The sequence below is a fragment of the Methylothermus subterraneus genome, assembly GCF_054656915.1.
In genome coordinates, this window is record NZ_BAAHXK010000003.1 from 34,693 (window position 1) to 52,978 (window position 18,286).

Here is an 18,286-nt window from a genome sequence, read left to right on the forward strand (position 1 = left end):
AGGAAGCAATGGCTCAGGAACCGGAGATGACCTCAAGACCGTGGGAGCGGGAGGTGTTGGAGAAGCTGGTCTTGGAGGGAATCGCCGAGCAGCGGCGGGCGCGGCGCTGGAACCTGTTCTTCAAGTTTTTGTTTTTCGCCTATCTGGTGGCGGTGACCTTGAGCGTCTTTAAGCCGTGGGCCGAGATCGCGCCCCCGGCCGGCAAGATCACCGCCAAACTGGAGGTCAAGGGGATTTTGCTCGAGGATTCCCCCGCCAGCGCCCAGGTCCTGATCAAAGGCCTCAAGCGGGCGTTCTCCGATCCGCGGACGCAAGGGGTGCTGCTCGAGCTGAACTCGCCCGGCGGCAGCCCGGTGCAGGCGGCCTATGTGTATGAGGCGATTTTGCGCTTCAAGCGGCAAAAACCCAGGCTTCCCGTGATCGCGGTGGTGGCCGACGTGTGCGCTTCGGGTTGTTACTACATTGCCGCCGCCGCCGACAAGATCTACGTCAATCCGGCCAGCATTTTGGGCTCCATCGGCGTGATCATGAACGGCTTTGGATTTGTCGAGGCGCTCAGCAAGCTGGGGATCGAGCGGCGCCTGTTGACCGCCGGCGAGCATAAAGCGCTGCTCGATCCGTTCTCGCCGGTCAAGCCCGAGGAGAAAGCGCACGTGCAAAGCCTGCTGCAAGAGGTGCACCGTCAATTCATCGAGGCAGTCAAGCGGGGGCGGGGCGAGCGCCTCAAAGACGATCCGAAGCTGTTTTCCGGGCTGGTGTGGACCGGCAGCCAGAGCCTAGAGCTGGGGCTGGCCGACGGCATCGGCGATGCGGATTATGTGGCCGAGGAAGTCATCGGTGCCGGCAAGATCGTCGACTTTACCCCGGAGGAAGACGTGTTCGTACGCCTGGCGAGAAAACTTGGGGCCAGTTTAGGGGAGACTCTGCTGCAGTCGCTGAGGTGGGGAGCGGTTCGGTGAGTTTCCTGCGGTCTGGAGGGGTAGGGATTGGACTGCTGCTTGCGCTTCCCCTCGGGGCCGAGCCTCTTAACTTGGATCAAGCCGCCGCCCGCGTGCAAAAGAAAATCGACGGGCGCGTGTTAGGAGGTAGAGAAATCCTCGAGGAAGACCGGCCGGTTTACCTCATCCGCGTGCTGACGCCGGACGGGCGGGTGGTGCACGTGCAAGTGGATCGGGAAACCGGCGAGCTCCTTAAAGATCCCAGCAAGGAAACAGGGGACCGGTGAGACCGAGCTTTCAGCTTCAGTTGGTCAACGATCCGTTCGGAGACCCCGCGCTTTACGTGGAATTTTTGTTCCAAAAGCGCGCCTTGCTGTTTGATCTAGGCGACATCCATGCGTTGAGCCCGAGAAAGCTTTTGCGGCTAAGCCACGTGTTCGTCTCCCACGCCCACATGGATCACTTCTACGGCTTCGATTACCTGCTGCGGGTTTGCCTGGGGCGGGCCAGGACCGTCCATCTGTACGGTCCGTCTGGGTTTATCGAGCGGGTCGAGCATAAACTGAGAGGCTATACTTGGAATCTGGTCGAAAACTATGAGGACGAGTTGGTCTTTGTAGTCCACGAATGGGACGGCGGTGACCGGATGGCGCGGGCTAGGTTTCGCTGCTTGAAGAAATTTGCCGGCGAGCCTTTGTCTCCGGCGCCGGTGCGCGAAGGGGCGTTGCTCGAGGAGCCGGGAATCAAGGTTCGGGCGGCGGTGCTGGATCACAAAACCCCCTGCCTGGCTTTTGCTTTGGAGGAAACGGAGCACGTCAACGTGTGGAAGAATCGCTTGGATGAGCTGGGCCTTCCCACCGGTCCCTGGTTGCAAGAACTAAAACAAGCGATTCTGCGCGGCGAGGGCGACGATTTTCCCATCCTCGTCCGGTGGCGGGACGAAGCCAAGCAAAACGTGCGCCGGTTTCGTTTGGGCGAACTGAAAGAGCACATCCTGCGCATCGTCCCAGGGCTGAAGGTCGGCTACGTGGTGGATACGCTTTATGGCGAGGAGAACCTGCGCCGCCTGAAAGCGTTGCTGCACGGGGTCGATTGCCTGTATATCGAGGCCTCTTTCCTGCAGGAGGCGGCAGAGCAAGCAGCGCAAAAATATCACCTGACCGCTTGGCAGGCCGGAGACATCGCCAGGCAAGTCGGCGCCAAGCGGGTGGTGCCGTTTCATTTCTCCGCGCGCCACCGGCACGAGCCGCAAAGATTAATGCAAGAGGTGGCGATGGGATTTGGCAAGCCTTTGTCGCCCCGGGAGGAGGTAGGTGGATAGTCCCCCGTCCAATGCCTTGTACCGCCTGCTCGAAGCCCGCATCGGCCGAGCACACCTAAACCAGCGTTTGGGGATGGAGCAGGAATTCGAGCAGCGGGTGTTTGGCGGATTGGGGCGCAATTTCTTCCACCTGGAGAACTGGTACTCGATTCACGCCTGGATCCGCCACGCCTTACGCCTAGTCGGCCTGCATGCGCGGGGGCGGCGCAATGCCCGAAAGATCGAGGTGATCAAGAACGAGATCCGTTTGCCGCATCTGCCGGCTCCGTTTGACGGTTTTAGCTTGCTGCACTTGAGCGACCTGCATTTAGATATGAGCCCGGACTTGCCGGAGGCTTTGAGCGCGGCGGTGCAGGGCTTGGATTACGATGCGTGCGTCCTGACCGGCGATTTCCGCGCCCGCACGTTTGGGCCTTGGCAGCCGGCCTTGGATGCTCTTGCCAAGGTCGTCCCGTATCTTAAAGCCCCGCGCTATGGGGTATTGGGGAATCACGACACGATCTATATGGTGCCTGGACTTGAGGCTTTGGGAATCCGCGTGCTGATGAACGAATCCGTCGCTTTGAGCCGGGGCGGGGCGGAGATTTACCTCAGCGGCATCGACGATCCCCATTATTACCGGGCGGACAATCTGGAAAAAGCCTTGGAAGGGGTGCCGGAGGAGGCGGTTGCGATCTTACTTTCGCACTCGCCGGAAATCTATCGCAACGCGGCCTACGCCAAGTTCGACCTGATGCTGTGCGGCCATACCCACGGCGGGCAGATTTGCCTGCCTGGGGGGATCCCTATTTGGCGCAACGCCGATGCCCCTTTGAAGTTGTGCGCGGGGCGCTGGCGCTATGCCAATCTTCAAGGCTATACTTCGCGCGGCTGCGGGGTGAGCGTGGTGGACGTGCGCCTCAACTGTCCGCCGGAGGTCACTTTGCACGTGCTGCGGCGCGGTCAATAAGGGCGCTTGCGAAGGCCCAGGCGATAGAGCAGCGGCGACAAGCTCACCTCGAGCAAGAAAAAGACCGCCACCAACAGCGCGATCGCGTGCCAATCCAGATCGAATCGTTCCTTGACCAGAAGCAAAGGCAACAAACTCTCGGGGATTTGATCCAAACCCATCGCGCGGCCGCTGGTTTCGATGTTCAGCCGGCGTTTGAAAAAGCTCGAGAGCATATCCCCGGCCATCGCTCCGGCGCCGATGGTAAGCCCGACCGTGCAGGAGAGTCCAAGCAATAAAGCGGCCAAACAAGCCGCCATCAGTGCGGCGAGGAGCCCGCGCCAGGTTTTGGCCGGCCCGAGGAGCGGCCGGCCATCGCAGAAACTGAGCCCCAAGTCCACCGGCCAGGCCAGCCGGTCTTTCATGAGATCGAAGGCGAGCACGGGCGCGCTGTTGGCGACCAGAAGCAAAACCTGCAGCTTGAATTCCAGCATTGGATCCCCATGTTTTTTATGGTTGGCGCAATGATAGCAGGGGGCGGCGGTGGCCCAAGCGAGCTGGGAACATTTCGAACACATGGCCGACATCGGAGTGCGCGGTTTTGGGGCCACGCCGGCAGAGGCGTTTGCCCAGGCGGCGCTGGCGTTGACCGCGGTAGTGACCGACCCGCAGCGGGTGGCGCCGCTCGAACGCGTGGATATCGAAATCGCGCGCGAAGGCGACTTGGAGACCTTGCTGGTGGATTTCCTCAACGCGGTGGTTTACGAAATGGCGGTCCGCACGATGGTGTTTGGCAAGTTCGAGGTGCATATCGAACCCAAGCGGTTGCGCGCCTCCTTGTGGGGAGAACCGGTGGACCGCGCGAAACACCAACCGGCGGTCGAGGTCAAAGGAGCGACCTATACCGAATTGAAGGTGGCCAAGGAGGACGGCCAGTGGGTGGCACAGTGCGTGTTGGACGTCTGAGGAGGGCTTATGGATATCGGCCAACTGGAGCGGGTCGGCGAGTTTCTCTGGCGCATCCCTCCTAGGGGGAAAATGCGCGTTCCGGTCTTGATCTTCGCCGACGAAGACTTGATCCGGGAGATGGACGACAAGGTGGCCGAACAGGCCAGCAACGTCGCGACGCTCCCGGGGATCGTGGGCGCTTGTTACGTGATGCCCGACGCCCATTGGGGGTACGGCTTCCCGATCGGCGGCGTGGCAGCCTTCGATCCCGAAGCGGGCGGGGTGGTTTCGGCCGGCGGGGTGGGGTTTGACATCTCCTGCGGCGTGCGGACCTTGCGTACCGGTTTGAAGCGCGAGGCGGTCGAACAGGTCGCCAACGAGCTGGCCGATGCGCTGTATGCCGCGGTGCCGGTCGGCGTAGGCAGCCGCGGTCAGATCTCCTTAAGCGACAAGGAAATGGATGCGATGCTCCAAGGCGGGGCCAAGTGGGCGGTGGCGCAGGGCTACGGCCGGCCGGAAGACCTGGAGCGGATCGAAGAGCGCGGTCAAAGCCTCGGGGCGGTCCCTGCCGAGGTGTCGCAACACGCGCGCGAGCGCCAGCGGCGCGAGATGGGGACCTTGGGCTCCGGCAACCACTATCTGGAAGTCCAGGTGGTGGACGAAATTTATGATCCTAAAGTCGCTTCCGTTTTCGGTTTGCGCCTAGGCGAGATCGTGGTGACCATCCACTGCGGATCGCGTGGGCTGGGGCATCAGATCGGCACCGAATATCTGAAGAAAATGCAACAGGCAGCTAAGGAATCCGGCATCGAACTGCCGGATCGGGAGCTGGCGTGCGCGCCGCTGATTTCGCCGGTGGGAAAAAGTTACCTTGGAGCGATGCGCGCGGCGATCAACTGCGCTTTGGCCAATCGCCAGATCATCACGCATCTAGTGCGGCAGGTGTTTGCGCAGTTTTTCCCCGAGGCCAGCCTCGATCTGATCTACGACGTCTCTCACAATACCTGCAAGGAGGAAACGCACCTCATCGCCGGCCGTCCCCGTCGCGTGTTTGTCCACCGCAAAGGCGCCACCCGCGCTTTTGGTCCTGGCCATCCCGAGCTTCCCGAAGCGTTGCGGGAGATTGGCCAGCCGGTGATCATCGGTGGCTCGATGGGCACGGCTTCCTACATTTTGGTCGGAACCGAGCGGGGCGAGGCGCTGGCCTTGTCTTCGGCCTGCCACGGCGCCGGGCGCGCCATGAGCCGCAAGCAGGCGACCAAGACCTGGAAGGGCAAGGAGGTGGTCGAGGAATTGGCCAGGCAAGGCGTGATCGTGCGCAGCCCCTCCCTGCGCGGCGTGGCGGAAGAGGCTCCCCAGGCTTACAAGGACGTGGACAAGGTGGTCCGCGCTGCCGACCGGGCCGGTCTGGCCAAGCGGGTGGCGCGGTTGCGGCCTATCATCTGCATCAAGGGTTAAGCCAGAAGCACCGCCAGCACCCCGGTCATGAAGATCCCGTCGAAGGTGCCGGCCCCGCCGATGGAGGCGATAGGGGCGCCTAAGGCGGGCAGGTCTTTGAGGCGCAGGAGGTCAGCGCCGATCAGCACCCCTAAGGTCCCGCAGATATAGGCAAAGGGCGCCGGATTGTCGCCGCCGAGGAGAAGACCCACTGTGGCTGCCGCGATGGGGGCGACGAACATGGGCATGCCGATGCCTATCCCCGGAATCGGTCGGCTCAAGAAATAAGCGATGGCAGACACGGTCGCCGTTCCCAGCGCCAATGGCCAAAGCGGCAGGTTAAGGCGATTAATCAGGTACAAGGAAAACAAAACCGGAATCAGGCCGCCGCCGACGTTGATAGCGACGATGGTCCGACCGGTGAAGGGCAAAGGCGGCGGGCGCAGCAAGCCAAACGGGGTGGGGATGAACTCGGGCGGCGGCAAGGCGCGGACAGAAAACAAAGGCAGGTTGATGGCGCTGCCGAACAGACAGCTAAGCAGCAGCAGCAAAGCCCCAAGCGGCGACAACCCCAATTTCTCAAACGACAGCGAAATCAGCTGCAGCTGGACAAAGGCCAGCAAAAACACCAAAAGGAACAGGAGCAGGACCAGTTGCAGCGGAGAAAACGGCGAGCGCATCTTGACTCCTTAAAAGTTGCAGCTTGCAATTAGCTACTTTAAGCGCTTGGATGGCAACGGCGCAAACGGTTTTCACTGGCGTGAGGGAGAAATTAGCATGGGCAGGTACTTTGGAATTTTGCTTTTGGCGTGGGTAGGGCAAGTCTTTGCGGATGCTCAAGCCAGCTGGGCGAAGTTTTACGGCGACAACGTGAAATTGGACGATTTTAGGCTTACTTCAGACGGCGAGATGATCGTTTTGGGCAAGCTCAAGTGTAACCTTAAAGGCGATTGTAGCGAAGGAGAAGCGCGGCCTTTTTTTGAAGAAGAATGCGCTACTTGGGTGGCCAAGCTCGATGGGGCGGGGGAAATCCTCTGGCAAAGGTGTTATCGCAGCGGCTTGACGGCTTCCGTGTTACCGACGAGCGACGGTGGCGTCCTGGTGGTGGGCAAGACCCATCTCGATGCGCCACCTTGGGGCGGCGGGCTGCTTCTCAAACTCGACGCCCAAGGTCAGGTGCAGTGGCAAAAAGATATTTATGTCGATCTGCCCTATACGCGCGCGAGTTTGCGTTCGGCCGTGGAGACGCAAGACGGTTATGTGGCGATCGGCGAAGTCGAAAACGATAACTCCAAAGCTTGGATTTTAAGCCTGGACCGCAACGGCGAGCTGCTCTGGCAGAAGACGTTGGGCCGATTTTTAGCGGCAACGATCCAGCCGACCGCAGACGGCCATTTCATCGTCGCCGGGGCAACGAATCTTACCGGCCGGCCAGGGGCGTGGATCATGAAAATGAGTAAGGAGGGCGAAAGCCTCTGGCAGAGGAGCTATGAAGGGGAAGATTTGCCCGCCGGGTGGGAAGACGTTTTTTTCGCAGTTGACGTGCAAGAGGCTTTGGGCGCGTATTGGGTGGCGGGGGTGACTCAGGATGCGGTGCCGGATCCTCAAGGGAAATCTTTGCCTGAGTTTCGCGCCCGCGCTTGGGTCGCCAAGCTGGACCGCGAAGGTCATTTGCAGTGGCGTAAGGTTTACGGAGAAGAATTGCGCTTTGCCCACCTGCGTCAGGTCATCCCCACCGCAGACGGGGGCGCGTTGGCTTTGGGCGCGGGAGAATCGGCGATTTGGCTGGCCAAGCTCGATCAGACAGGGGAGATCGTCTGGCAAAGGCTTTACGGTCGGGACAAGCAGGGGGAGGCGTTTCTGCGCCAAGGCCGAGAAGGCCAGTTGTTTTTAGCCGGCGTTTCGCTTTTAGATACGGCAGGCGATTGGGTTCTGGCGCTCGATGCCGATGGCGCCTTGCCTTGCCCTCTGGCAAAGGTAGCCGCGGTCTCGGTCCGCGAAAGCCGCTTGTTTAAAGAGCGTACGCTGTCTTACGCCGAAAGTCCGCCGCCAATCGCCGTGCTGTCTAAAACCCCGGAAGTTTCCGCGCGCCGCGTGATTCCCGTGCCGGCTTGTCCGGCGTCGCAGGCGTTGGCTTCGTGCCGGCAAATCCAGCAGGCCGGCCAAGCGTACGGCGATGGTCGCTATCCTATCGTCTTGAAGACACCGCAAGGTCCTGAATGGTTTGCCGCATTTTGTGCCATGCGGGATTTCGGCGGCGGTTGGATGCTGATCGCCGGGCAACGGGGCGAAGACCGTAGACCACCGGCTGAGTTCGTCGGCTTGCGCTTTGGGAAGTATGGCGGCGAGTTGGAATCCTTCAGCATCTGGCCAGATGTGGACTTTAGTGCGACCGGAGGTCTGCTTGGACTTTCCTGGGTGGAGGATTTTCAGCTCAAGGCCGGCTTGCTCTCGGATTTAAGTTCTGAGCAACTGCAAGCTATCTTGGCCACCAGCCCCAGGGTGGATGATGCCTGGGTGCGGTGAGTTTTAAGGGATTGACTCCGTACTCGAGTACGGGGTTTAAATGCCTTAAAGTTCGTGGCGCATGGGGTAAAGCAAGATGTTGAAGTGGAATGAGAAAAGCGCGTTGATCGCGGGCGTTGCCGCTGCGGTCGGCGCCTCGGCGTGCTGCGTTTTGCCTTTGGTTTTGGTATCGCTCGGGATAGGCGGGGCGTGGGTCGGGTCGTTGACTGCCATGGCCCCATACCGCCCGATCTTTTTAGGTTTGACCCTGCTGTTTCTGGGGCTGGCGTTTTACCAGTTGTACCTTAAACCTAGGGCCTGCGCGCCGGGCGAGGTTTGCGCCGATTTGCGCGTGCTCAGGCGCTAGAGACGGATATTTTGGGCGGTGGCTGCGTTGCTCTTAGGGCTTTTGGTAGCGCCTTGGCTGATGGCGTTGTTTTACTAAAGAGGAGGTTTCTATGCTTAAATGGGTGGCCGGGATGTGGATAATCTTTGCCCTCACGGTATTTGCCGCCGAACTCAAGACGGTGGTTCTCGAAGTCAAGAACATGACTTGCGAGCTGTGCCCGCTGACCGTGCAGAAGGCGCTGGAGAAGGTCCCCGGAGTGCGTGAGGCAAAGGTCGACTTTGCCAGCAAAACGGCCACGGTGACCTACGACCCCGACCAGACCCAGCCTGAAGCGCTGATCCAGGCGACGACCAACGCCGGCTATCCTTCGATTGTTCGACCGTGACGCACCGGCGTTACGGTTTGCCCGACAAGCGCTTCGATGGAGGGCAAGTCTTTGACCATCGGCCAACTCGCCAAGGCCGGAGGGGTCGGAGTGGAAACAATCCGATTCTACCAGCGCCTGGGATTGCTGCCTACGCCTGCACGCCCATACGGCGGCATTCGCCGCTACAGCCACGAGACCGTCGCCCGCTTGCGGTTCATCCAGGCGGCCAAACGCCTGGGGTTTAGCCTAGAGGAAATCGCTCAACTCTTGCAGCTGGAAGACGGCCTGCATTGTGCCCAAGCGCGCGAGTTGGCGCAGCGTAAGCTCGAGGCTGTGCGCGTCAGGATTGCGGATCTCAAGCGTATGGAAGGGGCTTTGATGGAATTGATCGAGCGCTGCGATCAGGCTCAAGGGCAAGTTCGTTGCCCTTTGCTCGCAACCCTCGAAGAAGTTAGCATAGATTGACACTCCTTGATGGCTTTAAGATAATAAGAAATTTCGTTAAATTATTTAAGGGGGTCGATTTGGCTAATACCGCATCCGCAAAAAAGCGCGCGCGTCAGGCGATCAAGCGCTATCTTCGCAATAAAGCTCACCGCAGTCGCATGCGCACCTTGATCAAAAAGGTGCTTAAAGCGACTGCAGCAGGGGATTTGGAGGCCGCCCGTGAGGCTTACCGCGAGGCGGTGCCGGTAATCGACTCGATGGTGAACAAGGGCATCATCCACAAAAACAACGCCGCGCGTAAAAAAAGCCGCCTGAGCGCGCGCATCAAGGCTTTGGCGCTTAGCAAAACGCAGGCGGCTTAAATCAGCACCAGGTTGTCGCGGTGGATGAGCTCGGGTTCGTCCACGTAACCTAAAATCTTGGCGATCTGGTTGCTGGGCTGGCCCATGATTCGGCGGGCTTCGGCGGCGGGGTAGTTGATCAAACCGCGGGCGACTTCGCGGCCTTCCTCGTCGTAGCAGCTTACGCTGTCGCCGCGCTGAAAGCGGCCTTCGACCTGGCGTACGCCGATGGGCAGAAGGCTTTTCCCTTCTTGGCGGAGCGCGCGTACGGCGCCTGCATCCAAAACGAGGCGCCCCTTGACCTGAAGCTGCCCGAGCAACCAGCGCTTGCGGGCGTCTAGGCGTTCGCTGTCGGGGATCAGGAAGGTGCCCAAGGCTTCGCCTTGCAGTAGGCGCAGCAAAACTTCGGGTTCGCGGCCGGAGGCGATCACCGTTCCCGTGCCGGAACGCGCCGCGAGTCTTGCCGCACGGAGCTTGGTGATCATCCCGCCTCGACCCAGACCGCTTCGACTGCCGCCTGCCATCGCTTGTAGATGGGGATCGGTCGCGCGCGCTTCGGAGATTAGCCGGGCGTCTGGATGCAGTCCTGGATCCTTATCAAACAGCCCCGCCTGGTCGGTCAGGATGATCAGGAGATCGGCCTCGACCAGGTTGGCGACCAGCGCCCCGAGGGTGTCGTTGTCGCCGAAGCGGATCTCGTCGATGACGACCGTGTCGTTTTCGTTGATGATCGGAACCACGCCGTGGTCGAGCAGGGTTATTAAGGTGCTTCTGGCATTTAAGTAGCGCTGGCGCTGCGCCACGTCCTCGTGGGTCAAAAGGATCTGGGCGGTGCGCCGCCCGTGGCGCTGAAACAGGCTCTCGTAAGCCTGGATCAACCCGCTTTGGCCGACCGCAGCGGCGGCCTGGAGTTGGTTTAAATTCTGCGGGCGGGTGCGCCAGCCGAGCCGCGCCATTCCCTCGGCTACCGCGCCGGAGGAGACCAGCAAAATTTGCCGGCCATCCTGCCAGAGTTTGGCGATCTGCGCGGTCCACTCGCCGAGCGCCTCCAAATCCAGTCCCAGACCGCCGCGGGTCAAAAGCGAACTGCCGATCTTGACGATGATCCTGCGCGCTTTAGGAAACGCTTGCCGGCTCCGCATGCTCACTCTCCAAAAATTGGCCGATGGCGTGGATTAACGGGGTGATTCCCGCCCCCGTCGCTGCCGAAACCTTAAACACCGGCCCGCGCCAGCCTAAGGCTTGAATTAACGCTTTGGCTCGATCTTCGACCTCGGCCGGCGATAATAGGTCGATCTTATTTAGCACGAGGAAGCGCGGTTTTTGCGCAAGCTCCGCGCTCCAATTCGCTACCTCCGTAAGGACTTGCATAGCGTTTTGGTACAAATCTTGACTGTCGCCTGCGGCGAGATCGATGACGTGCAGCAGCAGCCGGGTGCGGCTTAAGTGTTTTAAAAAGCGGATGCCCAGCCCCGCCCCTTGCGCGGCGCCCGCGATGATACCGGGGATGTCGGCGACCACGAAACTGCGCAGCGGATCGATCCGGACCACGCCAAGGTGCGGATACAGGGTGGTGAAAGGATAGTCGGCGACTTTCGGTCGGGCGGCAGAGATCCGACAGATCAGGCTGGACTTGCCGGCATTGGGCAGCCCCAACAAGCCAACGTCGGCGAGCAGTTTCAATTCCAGGCGCAGGCGGCGGCGTTCTCCCGGCATGCCCGGCGTAGCCTGACGCGGAGCGCGGTTGGTGCTGCTTTTGAAATGGACGTTGCCCAACCCGCCGCGCCCGCCTTTGGCGACCAGCAAAGCCTGACCGGCCTGCGCAAGATCGCCGATCAGTTCGCCGGTGTCGGCGTCATATACTAGAGTGCCGACCGGTACTGGGATACGGCAGTCCTCGCCGCGCTTGCCGCTCATCTGCTTGCCTTTGCCGTTTTCGCCGCGCCCGGCGCGAAAAATCCGCCGGTGGCGAAAATCGACCAAGGTGTTCAAACCCTCCGTGGCGATCAGGTAGACGTCGCCCCCGTCCCCCCCATCGCCGCCATCGGGTCCGCCTTTAGGGAGGTATTTTTCCCGCCGGAAGCTGACGCAGCCTCTCCCGCCATCGCCTGCTTCCACTTGGATTTCCGCTTCGTCGACGAATTTCATCGCAGATAAAAAAGCCCCGTTTTCCAACAGGGCCTTACGTTGAAATAATAAACCTGCCGCTTGCAAGCGCCAGGGGATAAGGTCAAGAAGTTGGGATCACGCTGACGAATTTGCGCTGCTTTGGCCCTTTGACCTGAAAGACAACGTGTCCGTCGCGCAAGGCAAATAAGGTGTAATCCTTGCCGCAACCTACGTTCTCACCCGGGTGAAAGTGGGTGCCACGCTGGCGGACGAGGATGTTGCCGGCTTTGACCAGCTGGCCGCCAAAACGTTTCACCCCGAGCCGCTTGGAAATCGAATCGCGGCCGTTCCGGCTGCTTCCGCCTGCTTTCTTGTGTGCCATAGTGTTTACCTCTTTAGTCGTTTTAGGCGATGTCCGTAATCTGAACCTCGGTATAATACTGCCGATGGCCTTGGCGCTTCATGTGGTGCTTGCGCCGTTTGAATTTGATGATTTTAATCTTGGGATGGCGGCCGTGGGCGATGACCCGGGCGATGACTTTGCTGCCTTCTAGGTAAGGGGTGCCCGCAGCCACGCCCGCATCTGACCGAATCAACAGAACCTGGTCGAAAATCACGGTTTCGCCCTCTGCCGCATCGAGTTTTTCGACTTTCAGGCGGTCGCCCGTTCCGACCCGATATTGTTTGCCGCCGGTTTGAATTACCGCATACATGGCTTGTGCTCTCCCTATTCGCTACCGTTGATTTTATAAACAGAAACAAGAAAATATATCTTGCCTGCGAAGATTGGTCAAGGAAAGGGTAGCCAGTGTATCATCTCTTATTTTTGCAACGTTGAAATGCGTTTTGCCTGCCCATAACGGTGACCTCGGTGTCTTTTAACCAAATGAGCGATCCCGCGCAAGGCTACGAGCAGATCCGGGCTTTGGTGGCGGATCAGATCCAGTCGGTGGATGGTCTGATCCTGCAAGAGCTTAGCTCGGATGTGGTGCTGATCAACCAGATCGGCCGATACATCATCAACAGCGGCGGCAAACGCCTTAGACCGCTGCTCCACTTGCTCGCCGCCAACGCGCTGGGTTACCGCGAGGACCACCACATCGTCCTGGCGGCGGTGATCGAGTTTATCCACACCGCCACTTTGCTCCACGACGACGTCGTCGACGAATCGGAACTGCGGCGCGGCAAAGACACGGCCAACTCGGTGTGGGGCAACGCTGCCAGCGTCTTGGTGGGCGATTACCTCTACGCGGCCGCTTTTCGGATGATGGTTCGCCTCAAACGCGCCAGGGTGATGGAAATCATGGCTGAGACCACCGCCACCATCGCCGAGGGGGAGGTGTTGCAGCTGCTCAACGTCAATAACCCCGCCACCTCGGAAGCGAAGTATTTGGACGTGATCTGGCGCAAGACTGCCATCCTGTTCAGCGCCGCAGCGCGTTTGGCGGGGACTCTGATCGAGGTTCCCAAAGCGGTGGAAGATGGCCTCGCTCAATACGGGATGCACCTTGGCATCGCTTTTCAGCTGATCGACGATGCGCTAGATTACCGGGCCGATCCAGACCGATTGGGCAAACGGCTAGGCGACGATCTGGCCGAAGGCAAACCCACTTTGCCTTTAATCTACGCCATGCAGAAAGCCCCTCCTGCGGAGGCGGCGGTGATTCGGCGGGGGATCGAAACCGGCGACCGCAGCGCCTTTGCTGAAGTTTATAAAATCGTTGAATCTACCGATGCGATCGCATACACTGTTGCGCGGGCCCGCGACGAAGCGCAAAAGGCCATCCAGGCCCTGGCGCCGCTTTCGCCTTCGGCCTACAAGGACGCCTTAATCGCACTGGCGGAGTTTTCCGTATCCAGAACCCATTGACTGCTTTCGGGGTGTAGCTCAGCTTGGTAGAGCGCCGTCTTCGGGAGGCGGAAGTCGCTGGTTCAAATCCAGTCACCCCGACCAATCTTGCGCCTTTATGCAGGTCTGAAGGCTTCCCATACTGGGGTCACCCCAGGCGGAAGGGAGGCAAGCCTGCCTAAGTCGATCCAAGCAAAGTTGGGGTCGTGAAAATCCGATCCCACCGAGCCCAAAAGGCGGTAGCGGCGGGCGTAATCGGCCAAAGTCTGGATGTGGGCCGGCGTGCTTTGCCCGCACACGACTTCGATTCCTTTCCCGCCCAGGCTTTGAAACGCGCTCAAAAAGCGCCGCAGCTTGCTCGCAGTTAGTCCATAGCGCAGCGGGTGAGCGAGCACCGCCACCCCGCCTGCGGCGCAGATCCAGCTTAAGGCTGCTTCCAGTTCGGCCCAGCGGACGAAGGTGTAACCCGGCTTGCCGCGCGCCAGAAAACGCTCAAAACCCTCGGCGATCGAGGCAGCGTAACCGCGCGCTACGAGCCAGTGGGCAAAATGCGTGCGCGTGATCATTCCCCCCCCGGCCATCGCTTGCACCTCGGCCAACGATCCTGGGAGTCCGTGTTTCTCCAATTGGGCGGCGATGCGGGCCGCGCGTTCAAAACGGATTTGTTGGAGCTGCGCCAGGCCGGCGCGCAGCGGTCCGCTGTTTGGGTCCAGATTGAGCCCTAGGATGTGAAAACATTGACCTTCCCAGGTGACCGAAATTTCCACGCCGGGGATAAAATCGATGCCGAGTTGGCGCGCCGAGGTCAGCGCTTGAGGGATCCCGGCCAGCGTGTCGTGGTCGGTCAGCGCCAGGTGGGCAACGCCTAGGTCTGCCGCGCGGCGCACCAGCTCGGCGGGCGACAGAGCGCCGTCGGAGGCGTTGGAATGGCAGTGGAGGTCGTAGGCCGAAGTCAACGCTAACCTCGCTGCAACTCGCCGTAAAGCTTAGCGTACAAGCCGTTGTCGGCGAGCAGCTGCTCGTGCTTGCCCTGTTCGCAGATTCGGCCGTCCTCGAACACGTAGACGCGATCGGCTTGTTTAATCGCGCTTAAGCGGTGGGCGACGATGAGAGTGGTCCGATGCTCAAGGAACTCGGCCAAGGCGCGGTGAAGGCGCTGTTCGGTGGCGGCATCTAGCGCCGAGGTGGCCTCGTCTAGGATGACCACTTTGGGGTCGGTTAAGATCATCCGGGCGATCGCCAAGCGTTGGCGCTGGCCGCCGGACAGCCGCATCCCGAAGCGGCCCAGGACGGTTTCCAAACCTTGCGGCAAGGCGGCGATGGTGTCTTTAAGTTGCGCGATCTCCAAGGCTTGCCATAGGGCCGCGTCTTTGAGCTCGCGTCCTAAGGTAAGGTTGGCGCGGACGGTGGCGTTGAACAGGATCGGGTGTTGCAGCACCGTGACCACGTGCTCACGGACTACGCCCATGCCGATGTGAGTGATGGGGATGCCGTCGTAATACACCATGCCTCGGCTTGGGGGATAAAGCCCGATCAGCACTTGGACCAGGGTCGATTTGCCGCCGCCGCTGGCACCGACCAGGGCGATTTTTTCCCCGGGGTGGATGGTTAAACTCACTCCTTTGAGGACTTCGGCGCCTTGGCCGTAAGCGAAGTGGAGCTCTTCCACCCGAATTCCCACCGTGCGTTTGCCTTTGAACGGGTTGACGCGGTGGGGATATTGGGGTTCCTGTTTCAGTTCCAGCAGCCGATTGATGCGGTTTAAGGCGGCCTGGGCGCTGTAGAAAGCGTATTGGATGCCAAGGACCTCCTGGACCGGCCCCATCATGAACCACAGATAGCCGAAGACCGCAAGCATTTGGCCGATGCTCAGGTCGGAAAACACCACCATCAGCATTGCCGCGGCCCGAAATATGTCTACCCCGTGCAGAAAAACCATAAAACTCAAGCGATTTAAAGCGTCGCTTCGCCAAGCGTAGTTGGCGCCGTGAGCGTTGACCTGCGCGGCCAATTCCCGCAGCCTATCAAAATAGTGGCGTTCGCGGTTGCTGGCGCGGATTTGGGAGATCGCGTCCAAAGTCTCGGCCAGCGCCTCCTGGAACGCCTCCAGGGCGGAATTCTCCTTGTGCTTGAGGCGTTTGACCTGTTTGCCCAGGATTTTGGTGAAATAAATGACGCCTGGGTTCAAACACAGGATAAACAGGGCCAACGGCCAGTGGATCCAGAGCAACACCGCGGCGGTGCCGAGGATGGTAAGCAGCGCGAGCAAGAATCGGCTGATGGTGGCGCCTAGAAAAGTGTCGAGGGTGTCGAGGTCGGTGACCAGATGGGTGATCACGGTGCCGCTGCCTAAAGATTCGTACTCGGCCAGCGAGACTTTTTCCAGCCGATTGAGAAGGTCGGTGCGCAGCTTCAAGATCACCGCTTTGGCGATTTCGGTAAAGCAGCGCGTTTGCCAGACGTTGAATGCCAAGGCCAACAACCGCAGGCCAAGCGAGGCGATCAGCACCACGCCGATGTACCACAAAGGGCCTTGCCAAGCAGGCGGCAGAAAGCTTGCCGGCAGCCAGCGGTCGATAAAGGCCGTCACCGGCCCTGGCTTCTGGAGCAAAACTTCGTCCACCAAAGCGGGGATCAACAACGGCACCGGGACCGAGGCCAAGGTGGTCAAGACGGCGATGGCCTGGGCGGCGAGCAGTTTGCGCTTGTAGCCCAAGGTCAGCTGGATGAGCGTGCGCCAGGTGTAGCGCCGCGGCGGCAGGAAAGTCGGCGATTGCATCAGAGCTTAAGGCAAGGGTGGGTCCTCTGGATTTCTGACAGCGACTTGGGATTTCCCGGAGGCAGCAGGCGGCCGTAGGCGGCAAGCTGGGAAAGCGACATTGGGCCGGCGACTTTTTCCAGCTCGGTAAGGCGCAGGTGCTGGCGGAGCAAATAGACCAGATAGGTGTGGCGGATCGCTTCGGGAGTGACGGTCTCGGGTTCGGCAAGCTTCGCCTCGACCGCAGCCAGATAAATGAGTTTGGCAAGCTCCTCCGAATCGTCCGGCACCAGCGGGGAGCCGCCGCTCGCCGCCAGCCAAGTGGAAAGGCGCGGCGCTAAAGGAAGGAGGCGGCGGTTGGGAGGGGGGACAAGGATCTCGCCCTGACCGGGGTCAAAGTGGGCGGCGTTGATACGGACGATCTCATCTGGGGTCAGACCGCTGAGCAGCAAAGCCAGCGTTTGGCGGGTGCGCAAATCGGCCAGGTCGAGCAGAGATTCGAGCTCGCCGCGCTGCAATTCCCTGGGGAAAGGGGATTCCAACGCAGCGGGAGGCGAGTTTTCCAGAGGGGCTCGAGCCGCTGGCGCGGCCGGACTAAAGAGCGGAGACGTCTCTGGGGCGGCGTAAACATGGATGCCGGCCAGCGTCAGGCGGGTTTCCGGCAGGCCTGGCTGGCGGGTCAGGTATTCTGCCAGCCACACCGCCGCCACCCCCAGCGCCAACGAGGCGGCCACGACCCATAGCGCATCGCGCCAGTACTTGGGCCGGATCGGCGTATGGGGGCGGAAAGGGCGCTCGACCACTTCCACTTGCGGATATTTTTCCGGCTGCTTGACTTCCAACTGGGTGACCCGATCTTGCAGCTCGCGTTGGCGGGTTTCCATCTGCTTGAGCTCCTCCAAAAGCGCCTCGTGCTCGGCGAAACGGGCGCTGAATTCGGCCGCCAAGCGCTTGTGCTCTTTCAGTTGGCGTTTGGTCTCGGCCACCGCCTGGCGGGCGCTTTGATAGTCCTGTTCGGCTTGCGCTAGGACTGCCTTCTGCCCCGTTCCCACCAAGCGCCGGATTTTATCCTCGACTTCCTTGAGTTGCTCGGGCACCTTACGGTATTGGGGGTTGAGCTGGATATAGTCCGGCGTAAACCGCTGCTGGAGCGAAGTCAGCTCCTCTTTGAGCGCTTGCGCGCGGGCCGCGAGCGCGGCCAGAGTCCGGCTGTCTTCCTGGGGGACGACCGGTTTGCCGGCGGCCACCGCGGTTCGGATCGCCTCCAGGCGCGCTTTGGCTTTGACCTCCTCTTCGCTGAGCTGGTTTAAGGTTTGGGTCAAACCGTTTAGGCGCGCGAGGGTTTCGTTTTCGCTGCGCTCCATGGAAGCGATGTCGTAGCGCCTGCGGAATTGCTCCAATTCCTGGCGTTTGGCGGCGATTTTGGCTTCCAACGCGGCCAGCTGCTCGCGCAGTGCCGCCAAGGTAGCCGAAGCGGTCGCTTGGATCTCGCGCGCCCGCGTCTCAAGATAGACCTCGATCCAGGTGTTGACCAGGGGGGCGAGCAACTCTTGCCTGGGCCCTTCGGCGCTGAGCTCTATCAGGTTGGTGGCGGGGATAGGCGCAACGCCCAGCATGGCTTGGGCGTCTTCAGGGGTCATGTCGCCCGGCGCAAGCAGCCCGTCCTCCTCCAGCCGGTTTAGGGTTTCCACCAGCAGCGCTTGGCCGGTGAGCAAGACCTGTTGGATCGCCACGTGCTGGGGGTCGACCACGGCTTCGGCTTGATCCGCAGCCGGCCTGGCCGTGGTGAGCAGCGTCGCGCTGGCGCGATAGATGGGAGGGCGCAGGAACACCGCCAAAAGCCCTACGCTTAAGCTCAGCGCCACCACGCTGACAAAGATCCAAAGCCGCTGCGACCGGCGCCAGGCCTTCAGAGGCTCGGCGGGAGCGGTTTGCAGACCCGGTAGGCGTTCGATTTGGATTGGGTTCATCGCGCCTCCTGATAAGGAG

21 protein-coding genes and 1 tRNA gene are annotated in these 18,286 nt (G+C 60.7%); 13 read left to right on the forward strand and 9 right to left on the reverse strand.

What is annotated here, in order from left to right; genetic code table 11:
* Positions 1 to 8 precede the first annotated feature (8 nt).
* From sppA to ACYQ3M_RS03555, 4 genes are read left to right on the forward strand one after another with little or no spacing between them, the layout of a single operon-like run.
* Positions 9 to 959: a signal peptide peptidase SppA gene (sppA, locus tag ACYQ3M_RS03540; RefSeq protein WP_460034677.1), complete on the forward strand. Its 951-nt coding sequence runs from the start codon at positions 9 to 11 to the stop codon at positions 957 to 959.
* On the forward strand, positions 956 to 1,225 hold the full coding sequence (locus tag ACYQ3M_RS03545) for a PepSY domain-containing protein (protein ID WP_460034678.1): 270 nt from the start codon (positions 956 to 958) through the stop codon (positions 1,223 to 1,225). The genes sppA and ACYQ3M_RS03545 overlap by 4 nt, the downstream gene beginning before the upstream one ends.
* Positions 1,222 to 2,259, forward strand: coding sequence for a ribonuclease Z (locus tag ACYQ3M_RS03550; protein WP_460034679.1), 1,038 nt, complete (start codon positions 1,222 to 1,224; stop codon positions 2,257 to 2,259). The genes ACYQ3M_RS03545 and ACYQ3M_RS03550 overlap by 4 nt, the downstream gene beginning before the upstream one ends.
* Positions 2,252 to 3,208 carry a metallophosphoesterase gene (locus ACYQ3M_RS03555; RefSeq protein ID WP_460034680.1) on the forward strand — a complete coding sequence of 319 codons (957 nt, stop codon included), beginning with the start codon at positions 2,252 to 2,254 and terminating at the stop codon, positions 3,206 to 3,208. The genes ACYQ3M_RS03550 and ACYQ3M_RS03555 overlap by 8 nt, the downstream gene beginning before the upstream one ends.
* Here the strand turns inward: ACYQ3M_RS03555 and ACYQ3M_RS03560 are convergent.
* The gene (locus ACYQ3M_RS03560) at positions 3,202 to 3,681 is read right to left on the reverse strand and encodes a CDP-archaeol synthase (protein WP_460034681.1); all 480 of its coding nucleotides are present in this window, start codon (positions 3,679 to 3,681) and stop codon (positions 3,202 to 3,204) included. The genes ACYQ3M_RS03555 and ACYQ3M_RS03560 overlap by 7 nt on opposite strands.
* A 49-nt stretch (positions 3,682 to 3,730) precedes the next feature.
* Here ACYQ3M_RS03560 and ACYQ3M_RS03565 point away from each other — a divergent pair, with 49 nt between their 5' ends.
* Both ACYQ3M_RS03565 and ACYQ3M_RS03570 read left to right on the forward strand, forming a co-directional pair.
* Complete coding sequence (locus ACYQ3M_RS03565; RefSeq protein WP_460034682.1) at positions 3,731 to 4,153, forward strand: archease; 423 nt, start codon at positions 3,731 to 3,733, stop codon at positions 4,151 to 4,153.
* A 9-nt stretch (positions 4,154 to 4,162) separates the two neighbouring features.
* Positions 4,163 to 5,593 carry an RtcB family protein gene (locus ACYQ3M_RS03570; RefSeq protein WP_460034683.1) on the forward strand — a complete coding sequence of 477 codons (1,431 nt, stop codon included), beginning with the start codon at positions 4,163 to 4,165 and terminating at the stop codon, positions 5,591 to 5,593.
* Here ACYQ3M_RS03570 and ACYQ3M_RS03575 read toward each other — a convergent pair.
* Positions 5,590 to 6,252: a DUF1614 domain-containing protein gene (locus ACYQ3M_RS03575; RefSeq protein WP_460034684.1), complete on the reverse strand. Its 663-nt coding sequence runs from the start codon at positions 6,250 to 6,252 to the stop codon at positions 5,590 to 5,592. The genes ACYQ3M_RS03570 and ACYQ3M_RS03575 overlap by 4 nt on opposite strands.
* A 97-nt stretch (positions 6,253 to 6,349) precedes the next feature.
* Here ACYQ3M_RS03575 and ACYQ3M_RS03580 point away from each other — a divergent pair, with 97 nt between their 5' ends.
* From ACYQ3M_RS03580 to rpsT, 5 genes are all read left to right on the forward strand, one after another.
* On the forward strand, positions 6,350 to 8,098 hold the full coding sequence (locus ACYQ3M_RS03580) for a fibrinogen-like YCDxxxxGGGW domain-containing protein (RefSeq protein WP_460034685.1): 1,749 nt from the start codon (positions 6,350 to 6,352) through the stop codon (positions 8,096 to 8,098).
* A gap of 76 nt (positions 8,099 to 8,174) precedes the next feature.
* Entirely contained in the window at positions 8,175 to 8,444 is a 270-nt protein-coding gene (locus ACYQ3M_RS03585; RefSeq protein ID WP_460034686.1) for a mercuric transporter MerT family protein, read from the forward strand.
* A 91-nt stretch (positions 8,445 to 8,535) separates the two neighbouring features.
* Positions 8,536 to 8,811 carry a mercury resistance system periplasmic binding protein MerP gene (merP, locus tag ACYQ3M_RS03590; RefSeq protein ID WP_460034687.1) on the forward strand — a complete coding sequence of 92 codons (276 nt, stop codon included), beginning with the start codon at positions 8,536 to 8,538 and terminating at the stop codon, positions 8,809 to 8,811.
* Between the two features lie 36 nt (positions 8,812 to 8,847).
* Complete coding sequence (merR, locus tag ACYQ3M_RS03595) at positions 8,848 to 9,258, forward strand: mercury resistance transcriptional regulator MerR (RefSeq protein WP_460034688.1); 411 nt, start codon at positions 8,848 to 8,850, stop codon at positions 9,256 to 9,258.
* A gap of 59 nt (positions 9,259 to 9,317) precedes the next feature.
* Positions 9,318 to 9,602: a 30S ribosomal protein S20 gene (gene rpsT / locus ACYQ3M_RS03600; protein ID WP_460034689.1), complete on the forward strand. Its 285-nt coding sequence runs from the start codon at positions 9,318 to 9,320 to the stop codon at positions 9,600 to 9,602.
* Here rpsT and proB read toward each other — a convergent pair.
* From proB to rplU, 4 genes are all read right to left on the reverse strand, one after another.
* Positions 9,599 to 10,723 carry a glutamate 5-kinase gene (gene proB / locus ACYQ3M_RS03605; protein WP_460034690.1) on the reverse strand — a complete coding sequence of 375 codons (1,125 nt, stop codon included), beginning with the start codon at positions 10,721 to 10,723 and terminating at the stop codon, positions 9,599 to 9,601. The genes rpsT and proB overlap by 4 nt on opposite strands.
* Positions 10,698 to 11,729: an Obg family GTPase CgtA gene (cgtA, locus tag ACYQ3M_RS03610; RefSeq protein ID WP_460034691.1), complete on the reverse strand. Its 1,032-nt coding sequence runs from the start codon at positions 11,727 to 11,729 to the stop codon at positions 10,698 to 10,700. The genes proB and cgtA overlap by 26 nt, the downstream gene beginning before the upstream one ends.
* 82 nt (positions 11,730 to 11,811) lie before the next feature.
* The gene (gene rpmA, locus ACYQ3M_RS03615; RefSeq protein WP_460034692.1) at positions 11,812 to 12,072 is read right to left on the reverse strand and encodes a 50S ribosomal protein L27; all 261 of its coding nucleotides are present in this window, start codon (positions 12,070 to 12,072) and stop codon (positions 11,812 to 11,814) included.
* A gap of 22 nt (positions 12,073 to 12,094) precedes the next feature.
* The gene (gene rplU, locus ACYQ3M_RS03620) at positions 12,095 to 12,403 is read right to left on the reverse strand and encodes a 50S ribosomal protein L21 (RefSeq protein WP_460034693.1); all 309 of its coding nucleotides are present in this window, start codon (positions 12,401 to 12,403) and stop codon (positions 12,095 to 12,097) included.
* Positions 12,404 to 12,576: 173 nt separating this feature from the next.
* On the opposite strand from rplU, the gene ACYQ3M_RS03625 reads away from it, so the two are divergent.
* On the forward strand, positions 12,577 to 13,560 hold the full coding sequence (locus ACYQ3M_RS03625; RefSeq protein WP_460034694.1) for a polyprenyl synthetase family protein: 984 nt from the start codon (positions 12,577 to 12,579) through the stop codon (positions 13,558 to 13,560).
* Positions 13,561 to 13,567: 7 nt separating this feature from the next.
* Positions 13,568 to 13,644 (forward strand) — tRNA-Pro (locus ACYQ3M_RS03630).
* An 11-nt stretch (positions 13,645 to 13,655) separates the two neighbouring features.
* Here ACYQ3M_RS03630 and ACYQ3M_RS03635 read toward each other — a convergent pair.
* From ACYQ3M_RS03635 to ACYQ3M_RS03645, 3 genes are read right to left on the reverse strand one after another with little or no spacing between them, the layout of a single operon-like run.
* Positions 13,656 to 14,495, reverse strand: coding sequence for a PHP domain-containing protein (locus ACYQ3M_RS03635; RefSeq protein ID WP_460034695.1), 840 nt, complete (start codon positions 14,493 to 14,495; stop codon positions 13,656 to 13,658).
* Positions 14,496 to 14,497: 2 nt separating this feature from the next.
* Complete coding sequence (locus ACYQ3M_RS03640) at positions 14,498 to 16,318, reverse strand: ABC transporter ATP-binding protein (protein WP_460034696.1); 1,821 nt, start codon at positions 16,316 to 16,318, stop codon at positions 14,498 to 14,500.
* Positions 16,318 to 18,267: a GumC family protein gene (locus tag ACYQ3M_RS03645; protein ID WP_460034697.1), complete on the reverse strand. Its 1,950-nt coding sequence runs from the start codon at positions 18,265 to 18,267 to the stop codon at positions 16,318 to 16,320. Before ACYQ3M_RS03645 ends, ACYQ3M_RS03640 begins: the two co-directional genes overlap by 1 nt.
* Positions 18,268 to 18,286: the final 19 nt, after the last annotated feature.

Coding starts and splice junctions, on each gene's coding strand:
- rplU (WP_460034693.1), bottom strand. CDS start 12,403: ATGTATGCGGTAATTCAAACCGGCGGCAAACAATATCGGGTCGGAACG.
- ACYQ3M_RS03575 (WP_460034684.1), bottom strand. CDS start 6,252: ATGCGCTCGCCGTTTTCTCCGCTGCAACTGGTCCTGCTCCTGTTCCTT.
- ACYQ3M_RS03640 (WP_460034696.1), bottom strand. CDS start 16,318: ATGCAATCGCCGACTTTCCTGCCGCCGCGGCGCTACACCTGGCGCACG.
- ACYQ3M_RS03570 (WP_460034683.1), top strand. CDS start 4,163: ATGGATATCGGCCAACTGGAGCGGGTCGGCGAGTTTCTCTGGCGCATC.
- rpmA (WP_460034692.1), bottom strand. CDS start 12,072: ATGGCACACAAGAAAGCAGGCGGAAGCAGCCGGAACGGCCGCGATTCG.
- ACYQ3M_RS03625 (WP_460034694.1), top strand. CDS start 12,577: ATGAGCGATCCCGCGCAAGGCTACGAGCAGATCCGGGCTTTGGTGGCG.
- merP (WP_460034687.1), top strand. CDS start 8,536: ATGCTTAAATGGGTGGCCGGGATGTGGATAATCTTTGCCCTCACGGTA.
- sppA (WP_460034677.1), top strand. CDS start 9: ATGGCTCAGGAACCGGAGATGACCTCAAGACCGTGGGAGCGGGAGGTG.
- proB (WP_460034690.1), bottom strand. CDS start 10,723: ATGCGGAGCCGGCAAGCGTTTCCTAAAGCGCGCAGGATCATCGTCAAG.
- ACYQ3M_RS03585 (WP_460034686.1), top strand. CDS start 8,175: ATGTTGAAGTGGAATGAGAAAAGCGCGTTGATCGCGGGCGTTGCCGCT.
- ACYQ3M_RS03580 (WP_460034685.1), top strand. CDS start 6,350: ATGGGCAGGTACTTTGGAATTTTGCTTTTGGCGTGGGTAGGGCAAGTC.
- ACYQ3M_RS03645 (WP_460034697.1), bottom strand. CDS start 18,267: ATGAACCCAATCCAAATCGAACGCCTACCGGGTCTGCAAACCGCTCCC.
- cgtA (WP_460034691.1), bottom strand. CDS start 11,729: ATGAAATTCGTCGACGAAGCGGAAATCCAAGTGGAAGCAGGCGATGGC.
- merR (WP_460034688.1), top strand. CDS start 8,848: ATGGAGGGCAAGTCTTTGACCATCGGCCAACTCGCCAAGGCCGGAGGG.
- ACYQ3M_RS03560 (WP_460034681.1), bottom strand. CDS start 3,681: ATGCTGGAATTCAAGCTGCAGGTTTTGCTTCTGGTCGCCAACAGCGCG.